At 41.3% G+C, this 11,223-nt stretch carries 8 protein-coding genes; 4 read left to right on the forward strand and 4 right to left on the reverse strand.

The features are described 5' to 3' along the window. Window positions 1-149: 149 nt before the first annotated feature. From purN to ACE1EF_RS15680, 3 genes are all read left to right on the forward strand, one after another. The gene (gene purN / locus ACE1EF_RS15670) at window positions 150-716 is read left to right on the forward strand and encodes a phosphoribosylglycinamide formyltransferase (RefSeq protein ID WP_375721627.1); all 567 of its coding nucleotides are present in this window, start codon (window positions 150-152) and stop codon (window positions 714-716) included. 72 nt (window positions 717-788) lie between these two features. Then, the gene (zupT, locus tag ACE1EF_RS15675; RefSeq protein WP_375721628.1) at window positions 789-1,598 is read left to right on the forward strand and encodes a zinc transporter ZupT; all 810 of its coding nucleotides are present in this window, start codon (window positions 789-791) and stop codon (window positions 1,596-1,598) included. A gap of 10 nt (window positions 1,599-1,608) precedes the next feature. After that, complete coding sequence (locus ACE1EF_RS15680; protein WP_375721629.1) at window positions 1,609-2,352, forward strand: transporter; 744 nt, start codon at window positions 1,609-1,611, stop codon at window positions 2,350-2,352. 4 nt (window positions 2,353-2,356) lie between these two features. On the opposite strand, the gene ACE1EF_RS15685 is transcribed toward ACE1EF_RS15680, so the two are convergent. Next, window positions 2,357-3,967 carry an SGNH/GDSL hydrolase family protein gene (locus tag ACE1EF_RS15685; RefSeq protein WP_375721630.1) on the reverse strand — a complete coding sequence of 537 codons (1,611 nt, stop codon included), beginning with the start codon at window positions 3,965-3,967 and terminating at the stop codon, window positions 2,357-2,359. A 139-nt stretch (window positions 3,968-4,106) separates the two neighbouring features. Here ACE1EF_RS15685 and bglX point away from each other — a divergent pair, with 139 nt between their 5' ends. Beyond that, window positions 4,107-6,368 (forward strand): beta-glucosidase BglX, encoded by a 2,262-nt coding sequence (gene bglX / locus ACE1EF_RS15690; protein WP_375721631.1) that lies wholly within the window; start codon window positions 4,107-4,109, stop codon window positions 6,366-6,368. Window positions 6,369-6,433: 65 nt separating this feature from the next. On the opposite strand, the gene ACE1EF_RS15695 is transcribed toward bglX, so the two are convergent. The 3 genes from ACE1EF_RS15695 to ACE1EF_RS15705 all read right to left on the reverse strand — a co-directional run bounded on the left by ACE1EF_RS15695 (window position 6,434) and on the right by ACE1EF_RS15705 (window position 10,924). Beyond that, window positions 6,434-7,282 carry an alpha/beta hydrolase gene (locus ACE1EF_RS15695; protein ID WP_375721632.1) on the reverse strand — a complete coding sequence of 283 codons (849 nt, stop codon included), beginning with the start codon at window positions 7,280-7,282 and terminating at the stop codon, window positions 6,434-6,436. 206 nt (window positions 7,283-7,488) lie between these two features. After that, on the reverse strand, window positions 7,489-9,102 hold the full coding sequence (locus ACE1EF_RS15700) for a sensor histidine kinase (protein WP_375721633.1): 1,614 nt from the start codon (window positions 9,100-9,102) through the stop codon (window positions 7,489-7,491). Window positions 9,103-9,106: 4 nt separating this feature from the next. Then, the gene (locus tag ACE1EF_RS15705; protein WP_375721634.1) at window positions 9,107-10,924 is read right to left on the reverse strand and encodes a PAS domain-containing sensor histidine kinase; all 1,818 of its coding nucleotides are present in this window, start codon (window positions 10,922-10,924) and stop codon (window positions 9,107-9,109) included. Window positions 10,925-11,223 lie beyond the last annotated feature (299 nt).

Consider the following 11,223-nt stretch of genomic DNA (forward strand, 5'->3'; position numbering starts at 1 on the left):
TAATTTTAGTTAATAATTAGTTTCGAAAATATCGCTGCAAAGAAATATATTTTTTCTGTAATAATTAAAATTTTGTGACACAAAAATCATATTTTTGAGCAGTTTAACATGCAATTTAAGAAATTTTGACGAAAAATAATATATTGTAAATGAATAAATTAGCGCTTTTAGCAAGTGGTTCGGGTTCTAACGTGGAGAACTTCTATAATTATTTTAAGAATAACCATGATATTGAGATCTCTATTGTGCTCTGTAATAACCCCAAAGCCTTTGTTATAGAGCGATGCAGACGTCTTGGAATACCCTGTGTAGTCATTAACAGGACGCAGTTTTACAATTCTGATGAAATAATTGAGGTGCTAAAGTCGTATTCGATTGATTTTATTGTACTTGCAGGCTTTTTATGGCTCATACCCGATAACCTGATAAAAGCGTACAACAGGAAGATGGTCAATATTCATCCGGCCTTATTGCCTAAGTTTGGCGGTAAAGGCATGTATGGCGATAATGTTCACAAGGCTGTTGTTGAACATAAAGAGGTAAAGTCGGGTATAACAGTTCATTATGTCAATGAAAATTTCGATGAGGGAGAAATAATCTTTCAGGCAGAATGCCCGGTTTTGCCCGATGATACTTATGCCGAGGTCGCGGCAAAGGTACATGAACTGGAGTATGCCTGGTTTCCCCGGATCGTAGAACGCCTGTTGAAGGAGTAGCTGATTCTGCCCTAATGAAGGATTGTTGTATGGTAGTGCTGCTGTTACAGGATAATTTTTAAAAAAGAAAGTATGGAGATGCATGGTGTTTTGTTTGCTTTTGCCCTGACGCTTTTTGCCGGCCTTTCAACAGGCATTGGCAGCATTCTTGCATTTTTTACCAAACACACCAATACACGGTTTTTATCTGTCGCTCTTGGTTTCTCAGCAGGGGTAATGATTTATGTTTCCTTTGTGGAGATCTTCAACGAATCCATTCATCTGCTGTCACAATGTTATTCTGAAAAGACGGGGACGGCATATGCAGTACTATCCTTTTTTGGTGGCATCCTGTTTATCGGGCTCATTGATAAATTCGTTCCCAGTGATGAAAATCCGCATGAAATGCGTATGGTGGAAGATATTGCTCAGAGTAAAAAAGGTTCAAAGCATAAGCTGATGCGGACCGGTTTGTTTACAGCCCTGGCCATTGCCATTCATAACTTTCCGGAAGGTCTGGCCACCTTTACGGCGGCTTTGGCTGATCCGGAAGTAGGAATCGCTATTGCTGTGGCTATTGCCATTCATAATATACCTGAAGGCATCGCTGTTTCCGTACCTATTTATTATGCTACCGGAAATAAAAGAAAGGCATTCCGCCTGAGTTTTTTGTCGGGAATGGCCGAGCCTGTAGGTGCTTTGGTCGGTTATCTTATTTTAATGCCGTTTATGTCTGAAACCCTTTATGGTGTACTTTTTGGTTTTATTGCGGGTATTATGGTATTCATTTCAGTAGATGAATTGCTGCCCGGAGCTGAAGAATACGGCGAACATCATTACTCCATTTACGGTTTAATAAGTGGAATGGCTGTAATGGCTGTAAGTTTATTGCTTTTTATTTAAACTTCTTATTATGAAACTGATTGTTTCTTTCATACTATTAATAAGCCTGCAGAATGGATTTGCACAGGATATGGTGACCGACCGTCCGGATCAAACCGAATCAGCCAGTATTGTACCTAAATTACATGTTCAGCTTGAGTCCGGATTTGATTTTACTGACGCCAGCTCTCTGTCGGATATTAAAGATGTAAAAAGTATTCAGTCCTTGCTTCGTTTTGGTTTGACTTCAGTACTTGAACTCAGGCTGCGTTTTTCAAACGAAACCGCAACATTGGTTAATGATCCTGAAAACAGTATAAGCAATATACTGAATCCGGGGTTTAAATACCGCCTGTTTAAAGGCGCCGGCCTTATTCCCGATGTTGCAGTAATGGGATCTTTCCTGTTGCCGGTTACATCGGATGACGGGAGTCAGTTCTGGTCGCCGGAAATAAGACTTGCAGCGCAACATGATCTCCTGGATTTCTTAAGTATGGGCTATAATCTCGCCCTGTTCTGGGACAACAATAATTATGATACCCAAAAGTTTTATTCTGTGTCTATGGGATTAAATGTTATTCCTAAAACCGGACTGTTCCTGGAGCTTTTCGGAGAAGATTACAGAACACTCGGAACCATGGGGTACATTGATGGTGGGTTTACGTTTAACATCATCAATAATATACAGTTGGACGCTTACCTTGGTTATGGACTGAATGATAACGCCAATGATATGTTCTGGGGTGTTGGCCTATCAGTCAGGTTGCCAAAATAATGCTTTATTCCGTTTTAAAATAGTCATCCAAAGCTTCACTTATAATCTTTGCAATTACCATTTGGCCTTCCGGTTTCAGATGAATCCCATCAATGGTCACGTAATCAAAAACACCTTCAAGGTGCGGATAGGTATTGATGTAAACACAACCTTCTTCTTTTGCCACTTTTTTAAATTCCTTATTCAGGTATTTTATCCTGTCGTTTCCTTTCAGATATTTATCGTGCAGTTCCGGGTGTGGGTTCATCGGTGGAGGTGAAACAATAAACAGCTTTGGGTGCGACGACCGATACACAGGATGTGCTTTTATCTTTGCGATAAGGGTACGCATGCTGTCCGGAACATTTTTTATATTTTCAGTAAAAACAGCTTTGCAGTCATTCGTCCCCAGCATGATGACAATAGCATCCTGTTTCCCGCTGTAAGCATATGCTTCGTCCATGTAACGGTCAATATTGTGCAAGGTGTTTAGTGCAGGACGGTTCAGATTATTGTATCCTATGGTGTTACCGGAAATGCATGAATTATAGATAAAGTCCTCAAACCTGACTGTTTTAAGCTGGGTGACCCACCCGAAATAAAACTCACCGTTGGAATCTCCTATGGCAAGTATATTTTTGCTTTCCGTAGGATTAAGTGCCACGTCTGTAAGCATCTCGTGTGTGCCTTCAAACACTGTCAGCTGGATCAGGTCCTTGTAACTTTTACGGTATTGGATAAGCCTTTTACCCAGTTTTCCCTTTGTAAGTGACTGATAATTTTGTGATGCCACAAGTGTTAACATATCGCTTTCCGGTACAATTGCTTCAGTTTCCGTTGCATCAAAGTCACGTACAACCTTATTGTAAAACTTCAGGGATTGCGTCACCGGAACCGAGCCAGTGTATCCGTCATGGATGCCGGTATAGATAAAAAGCTTGGCTTTATGCCTTTTCTCAACCGGTGTTTGCATAAATAACGGAGATCGTTTGTGTGCCTCCTTTTTATCAATGTAATATCCTTTTGAACCAAAATTTCTGCCGGTGGTGCATATGGCAATATCACGTGCATACTTGTTCTTTCTACCTTCTGACTCATTAAACCACGCTTCGAGGTCGGATATCGGTACCCAGGCAGAAAAAGTCTTTACCGGATAAATCGTGTTCATATACGCCAGAAGGGTCGCATAGCCGCCGCCACTTACCCCAACGATATGGATTTCGGTGGTGTCAACACGGGCATGATGAATAGCATAAGCAATAGCATCATCAATATCCTGTATAACCTTTGAACTGCCACATGCGTCAAATTTATTATTTGCGCCACGAAAATCAGGATGAATGTAAACGAACCCTTTGCTGATACATTCCAAAGCCAATGGATCTTTCTGTGTGTAATCTCCGCTCCAGGTGTGGAGGCTGACGATCAAAGGTGCCGGTGACTGATCCGAACCAGCATAAAACATGGCTTTCTGTTCTGTGTGATCAGATGTGGAATTAACAGTAATCTCATGGCACTCCGAAGGCCAGTCTTTTTTAGTTGTATCATCCCATGCAGGATTATCTTGTGAAAGTAAACGAAAACTCATAAGAATCAATACGAATAAAATACCTGTAAAACCTGATTTGGCTTTCATGTTAAAAGTGTTTAATGATCGAGAATGTAAAAGTACAAAACCAATTAATGGTATGAAAATCAATCCTGAAATGTTTATTTTTATTGTAATTTTGAATGTCAGGATATATCCTGATATGAACCTCAAAAATTGATGTGCCATGCGGAAGTTAATATGTGCCCTGCTTGTTTTACCTGTTCTGACAGTCATTACAGTTAAGGCTCAGCAGCCGGATTATGATCGTAAAGTTGATAGTCTGCTGTCTGTTATGACCCTGGAGGAGAAAATTGGTCAAATGAACCAGTATAATGGCTTTTGGGATGTTACCGGCCCTGTTCCCACCGAAAAAAGTACGAAGGAAAAATACGATAATATCATTTCAGGAAAAGTTGGTTCTGTGCTGAATGTTCTGGGAACAAAGGAAGTCCGCAAGTTGCAGGAGCTGGTTGTAACAAAAAGTCGGCTTGGTATTCCACTGGTTTTTGGATTTGATGTGATTCACGGATACCGGACTCTTACACCTATTCCTCTGGGCGAAGCTGCCAGTTGGGATCTGGATGCCATTGAAAAATCAGCCAGGATAGCAGCACTGGAAGCATCTGCAGCCGGCCAGAACTGGACCTTTGCTCCAATGGTTGATGTCTCACGCGATGCACGCTGGGGAAGGGTAATGGAAGGTGCAGGTGAAGATCCGTATCTTGGGAGTCTTATTGCGAAAGCACGGGTCAGAGGTTTTCAGGGTGAAGATCTGTCTTCATCCGGTACAATAATGGCATGTGCCAAGCATTATGCCGGTTATGGTTTTGCCGAGTCCGGCAAAGATTACAATACGGTGGATGTTGGAACTTCTACCATATTCAATGTGATTCTTCCTCCCTTCAGAGCTGCGGAGGAGGCCGGAGTAAAAACATTTATGAATTCATTTAATGAACTCAACGGCGTACCGGCAACCGGCAATAATTTTTTATTGCGTACCATTTTAAAAGGTGAATGGGACTTTGATGGTTTTGTGGTATCCGACTGGGGTTCTATCTCTGAAATGAAGGCACATGGTTTTGTAAAGGATAACCGGGAAGCTGCAGAAAAAGCGGTTAAAGCCGGATGTGATATGGATATGGAATCTTATGCTTACATAACCTATCTCAAAGATCTTGTTGAGTCGGGACAGGTGGATGTAAAACTGATTGATGATGCCGTAAAACGTATACTCCACGCAAAGTTCGAGTTAGGCCTGTTCGATGATCCCTATAAATACTGTAATGCGGAGCGGGAAAAGAAAATCATCGGTCAGGAGAGCAACCGTAAAGCCGCATTGGATATGTCCCGAAAATCGATGGTTCTGTTAAAAAACGATGAATTATTGCTGCCATTGAATAAGGAGGGAGTAAAAATTGCCCTTATCGGCCCGCTGGCAGATGATAAGGATAGTCCGCTGGGGAACTGGGGAGGCGCTGTAGTACGAAATTCAGCGATCTCTGTTCTTGAAGGTATGGAGCGGTATACCGGCAACCAACTACGATTTTCAAAAGGAATACAATTAGTCAGTAATGAACCGGCATTTGCTGCCGGAATATCCATAAATGCAACAGATACTTCAATGATGAGTGAGGCTGTTAGCCTGGCCCGGGAAGCAGATATCGTGGTTATGGTTTTGGGTGAACACGGTATGCAGAGCGGTGAGGGCCGGAGTCGTGCTTTTTTAGGTCTGCCCGGTTTACAGCAGCAGTTAATGGAAGCGGTATATGCCGTAAATCCAAATATTGTGCTAGTACTAATGAATGGCAGGCCATTGGCTATTCGCTGGGCAGCTGAAAATATACCATCTATCCTGGAGGCCTGGCAGCCTGGCAGTATGGGAGGACAGGCTATAGCAGAAATCCTGTATGGGGATTATAATCCTTCAGGAAAGCTTCCAATGTCTTTCCCCAGAAGTGTCGGACAGGTGCCGCTTTACTACAATCATAAAAGTACCGGTCGTCCGGGGCCAAAGAAAGATGTGTACTGGTCTCATTATATTGATCAGAGCAACGATCCGTTATTCCCCTTTGGTTTTGGTTTGAGTTATACTGATTTTAAATATACAAACCTGCAGGTGAAAGCTACCTCAACACCGGAAGTGTTTGTCTCGGTAGTGATTCAGAATACAGGTGAAATGTCTGGAGAAGAGGTGGTGCAGCTGTACATCAGGGATGAAGTTGCCAGTGTTACACGTCCGGTGAAAGAATTAAAGGGATTTAAAAAAGTTATGCTTAAAGCAGGCGAAAGTCGTAAAATCTCATTCATTCTGACTAAAAACGAGCTTGGATTTTATAATAATGAAGGAGAATTTATTTTTGAACCCGGTGATTTTGAAATCTGGGTAGGACCCAGTTCTGCCGATGGTTTGCACACTTCACTATTTGTGGACCGGCTGGATGATTAATCATTTGGCCTACCGGTGAAAGTGCATGTGTTCAATTATTAATGACTCGTAGTGACTGTTAATCGTTATTTGTCGGTCCTTTTAAGCCATTTTTCTGCAAGAACCGGCCATGTTGTTCCGGCCAGTGATCCTTTTCTCAAACCATAACCATGTCCGCCTTTCGGGAGCAGATGAAGTTCAACAGGAACCTTTGCATCGCGCAAAGCCGTCGTCATTACCAGGGCGCTGTTGCTGTAAGGGTCGTCTGCTGTGGCAAAAATAAACACAGGAGGTGTGTTCTTATCCACTTTTAGTTCGGGAGTCAGGGCTCTGTTTTCGCCCAGATCCAGGTAGGCAGGATAGATCAGCATGGCAAAGTCGGGTTTGCACGAAACGGTATCTGTGGCATCCTGTTCCGGATACGTTTTCTCATTATACAGCGTAGATACACGGGCACTCAGGCTTCCTCCGGCTGAAAATCCCATGACGCCAATTCTGTCATTATCCAGCTGCCAGTCAGGAGCATGACTCCTGATAATTCGAATGGCCCTTTGTACGTCCATTAATGCACCGGCCTGTTTTTGAGGAACCCTGTACTGCAACACAAAAGCAGTATAACCAATGCTGGTAAGCCATTCGGCAATTTCATATCCTTCTTTGTCAACGGCTAAAATACTGTAACCACCACCCGGGCAAACCACAAATGCACCCTTGTTCTTTATACCAGGTTTTGGATCAAACCGAACCAGAACAGGATTGGTAACTTCAGCTATGCGGGTTGTATTGCCGCCATTATTAGAACTTATAACAGCAGTATGTTTTGGTGCAGTTTCTCCGGGAACCTTCTCCGGCCATACCTGGATGGTATCTGTTGCCTGTCCTGATACAATGAGTTGAAAAGCAAAAAGGGCGAAAGTTAGTGTCAGCCATTTCATGGGATCCGTTTTTATGATTGGATCACAAATTTAAGAAAATATGCAGACTTTTATTTAATGACAGCTCTTAATGGATTTGGTTTTGTTTATTAATTCGTTTATTTTTGAGTAACAAATTTAACGAATTAAAACTTCGCGGTTTACAAAAAAGGCTGTCTGAACGATTTCAGGCAGCCTTTTCTCTCATCTATTAAACTCCAAATTCCCTATTTGGGAATACCTTTTGTGTGGAGAGTGAACGTAAAAGTACTTCCAACACCCTGACGACTTTCGACTTTAATATCGCCATTGTTTTTTTCTACGAATTCTTTACACAGGATTAATCCCAGGCCTGTTCCTTCTTCCTGGGCTGTGCCATATGTTTTAACTTTTTCAGATATCTTAAATAGTTTAGATACCTTTTCATGCGTCATCCCTATACCGGTGTCTGAAATGGATACATCAATACGGCCTCCGTTCAGCCTGGATTCGTTACATGAAATCTTAACTTCACCGCCATTATTTGTAAACTTAAGAGAATTGGAGAACAGGTTCCTGACAACCGTGTGTACCATATTCTTATCTCCGAATACATAGGTGTCCCTTGGTATTTCTGACTTTATCCTGATTTTTTTACTTTGTGCATGATCCTGTTGCATCTCAAGAATGTCCCGTGTGATTTCTTCCAGATCAAAATATTCAGGCTCATAGTTAATCCTTCCGGTTTGAACGCGTGCCCAGTCCAGAAGATTCTGCAATAATTTATAGGCGTTTTCGGATAGGCGTCTTATGCGGTTCAGAAAATTCATTTTGCCCTCATTGTCGAGTTCCTCAAAATCTTCAATCAGTATTTCTGAAAATCCTATAAGGGTATTGAAACTTCCTTTAAGGTCGTGGCCAATTATGGAAAAAAACTTATCTTTTGTGGCGTTGGCTACTTCCAGTTCTCTGGTTCTTTGCAGAACTTTTTCTTCAAGTGATGCGTTTAATGCTGCAAGTTCTCTGTTTTTGGTTCTGATCTGGTCTTCCTGAACATAACTCCGGATAGCTTCCTTAATGGTAAGCGCAAGATCTTCCTTGTCCCATGGTTTTGGGATATACCGGTAAAGCTTGGCCCAGTTTATGGCATTGGCTACACCTTCCACACTGGCATGGCCAGTCAGCAGTATTTTATGGGTCTCCGGTGAAATTTCATGTATCTTTTTCAGCAGTTCATCGCCTTTCATATACGGCATCAGATAATCAGAGATGACCACAGGAATCCTGTAGCCTTCTTCCTTTAATTCATGGAATATTTCAATAGCTTCTTCCGGATTATCAGCTGTTTCAATGATGAACTTGGAACCCCATGTGTCTTCAAGCTGATCCTTGAGTGCATCCAGGATCATCTCTTCATCATCAATGCAAAGAATGACTTCTTTTTCACTGACTGTGCTTTTGGATTCAAATTTCTGCATGGCAGCCCGGAGCGTTTCTATGAGATTCTCTTCGTGCCATGGCTTGCTGATGCATGAAAACAGGTTGGCGTTTTCAATGGCATTCTGAATCGCGTCTTTCGAAGCATGACCCGTAAGCATGATAGGTACGATTTCAGGATACAGCTGATGGGCCTGGACTAGAAATTCGTCTCCTTTCATTCCCGGCATCAACCAGTCTGAGACGATAACAAGTACATCAATGTTTTCCCGGCTTAAATCACGAAGAACCTCATTGGCTTCATCTGCATTTTCTGCCGTTTCATAAATAAGATTATCCCCGAAATGTTTTTCAATCTGCTCCTTCAGACTCTCAAGAATTATCGGTTCATCATCGATGCATAAAATTGCTCTTTTCTTTGGCATGGCATTAATTTTTTGGAAGTTCAATAGAAAATGTGGTGCCTTTATTTATTTCAGTATCGATGGTTATTATACCGTTGTGTTTCTCAACAATGCGTTTTACAATGTCAAGACCGATTCCTGTTCCCTCACCGGATGCTTTTGTTGTGAAAAACGGCATAAAAATCATATCTCTTATATCATCAGGTATACCACTGCCGGTATCTCTGAATTCAACAATTATGGTATCTGACTTATCTTTTACACTAATATGTAATTCCCCTTTATTATTCATGGCATGAATGGCATTCGTAATCAGGTTGTTCCAAACCTGACTGATCTCGTCCGGATAAACATATATAAACGGAACCTTATCATAATTCCGGAAAATTTCCACCCCATGTTTCAGCTTATTGTAGTTCAGCGTGACGACGGTTTCTATATTGTCAATAATATCTGTATGCGATTTTTTACCGTCTGGTGTCCTGTGGATGTATTTCTTTAATGCCGAAACAACCTGTGATGCCTTTTCTGTGGCAATGGCTATGTTTTCACTGTTTTTAAGTACGGAAATCATATTTTTAGCTGATTTGAGTACTTTGAGCGCATCGGTTTTATCCAGGTATGCAATGATGGTTTCAAGCTGATCCTGTTGATTCAGATAGACTATGATATCTGCAATGGCATTCCCGTTCCCGTTACCCGATCCGTTAATTTTCTGTTCAATCTCTTTTTTAAGCTGTCTTTTTTCCCGTGATCCAAGCGTATGATTAGTGTATCCGGTATAATTGTTGAGTAACAGTTTCAATAACTCCATTTCTTCCGGTGAGAAAAGAGTGAGGTTTTGCTCAACATTATCGATTAATTGTGTAAACGATGTTTTGATGTTGGAATTGGAGGCATTAATTGCGCCCAGTGGTGTGTTTACTTCGTGAGCTATCCCGGCGATCAACTGGCCCAATGCCGCCAGTTTTTCAGTATTGATAAGTTGTGATTGCGTTGCCCTCAGGTCAGCTACCATTTCTTCCAGCTCACTGTTTTTCCATTCCAGCTCAAAGTGAGCTTTTTCAATCGCTTTCTCCGCATCTTTTAAGTCGGTTATGTCTTTCGAAATCCCAAATGTTCCGATCAGCGTACCGTTATTATTATAAAGCGGTTTTTTTGTAGTGTGCACCCATGTAATTCTACCGTTTGGCCATACTTCTTTCTCTACCTGTATAATTTCCTTTCCGGTTCGTAGTATTTCCTGTTCATCATTAAACGCCTGTTGTGCATGCTCTCTGGCAAAAAAATCGAAATCAGTTTTACCAATCAGTTCACTCTGGTGTTTAACCCCGAATAGTCTGAGCATGGATCGGCTGGCCATTAAAAACCTGCTTTCAAGGTCTTTGAAGTAAATATATGCCGGCATCTCTGCCATAATTTTTTCAAGATAAAACTCTTTGCTGTAGGTTTTTGCTTCCGAATTATTACCGTTGTACGCTATTTCGAGTTGCTGGAGTATACGGTCAGGGTGGTCTGTTTCATCACTGTGTACAGCAATGGCGTTTACTTTCACATTTACAGTTTTACCTGATTTATGTATGCGTTGACTGTTATATGTAATATGAGATGTTGAATTATTCTGTAATTGGGCAAGTTCAGCTTTTTCCTGTTTAATCAGTCCCGGTGGGATAAGATCAATAGTGGTAAGTTGCCTGGCTTCATCCGGAGCGTATCCCAGCAGTTCGGCATAAGGTTTATTCATCCTTACCAAAATTCCCTGCATGTCAGTTATTATACTGGCCGTAGTGGAGTATTGAAACGCCATATCAAATGCAGATGCTTTTTTTAACGTATTACTCACAATTAAGTAGATTATTTCGAAAACAAATATATAATAAAAATAAAATTAACACAAAATTAATAAAGAATATTATTAGGTTAACTGTGAGTTAATCGCTAGATGTCTGGAATTAATTCACTCAGATTTAGCAACTTTATAGGGTTAAAATTATTTTATATGTTATACAACACAATTCCAGGCAGTTAAGAAAAGGGTTTGGATTGGTGTAAAAAAAAGATTGGGAAAAGTTTGGATAATAGGGATAAAGATTGCTTTCTTTGCAGCCGCTTTTGGAAGGGGTAGAGGCCCTGGAATAGATG

This window comes from Quyinboa sediminis, assembly GCF_042219855.1.
Classification (GTDB): Bacteria; Bacteroidota; Bacteroidia; order Bacteroidales; family UBA5342; genus JBHJHP01.

What these genes read in the sequence shown, in the direction of transcription:
- ACE1EF_RS15685 (WP_375721630.1), bottom strand. Translation starts at nt 3,967, where the DNA reads ATGAAAGCCAAATCAGGTTTTACAGGTATTTTATTCGTATTGATTCTT.
- ACE1EF_RS15700 (WP_375721633.1), bottom strand. Translation starts at nt 9,102, where the DNA reads ATGCCAAAGAAAAGAGCAATTTTATGCATCGATGATGAACCGATAATT.
- ACE1EF_RS15680 (WP_375721629.1), top strand. Translation starts at nt 1,609, where the DNA reads ATGAAACTGATTGTTTCTTTCATACTATTAATAAGCCTGCAGAATGGA.
- ACE1EF_RS15695 (WP_375721632.1), bottom strand. Translation starts at nt 7,282, where the DNA reads ATGAAATGGCTGACACTAACTTTCGCCCTTTTTGCTTTTCAACTCATT.
- zupT (WP_375721628.1), top strand. Translation starts at nt 789, where the DNA reads ATGGAGATGCATGGTGTTTTGTTTGCTTTTGCCCTGACGCTTTTTGCC.
- purN (WP_375721627.1), top strand. Translation starts at nt 150, where the DNA reads ATGAATAAATTAGCGCTTTTAGCAAGTGGTTCGGGTTCTAACGTGGAG.
- bglX (WP_375721631.1), top strand. Translation starts at nt 4,107, where the DNA reads ATGCGGAAGTTAATATGTGCCCTGCTTGTTTTACCTGTTCTGACAGTC.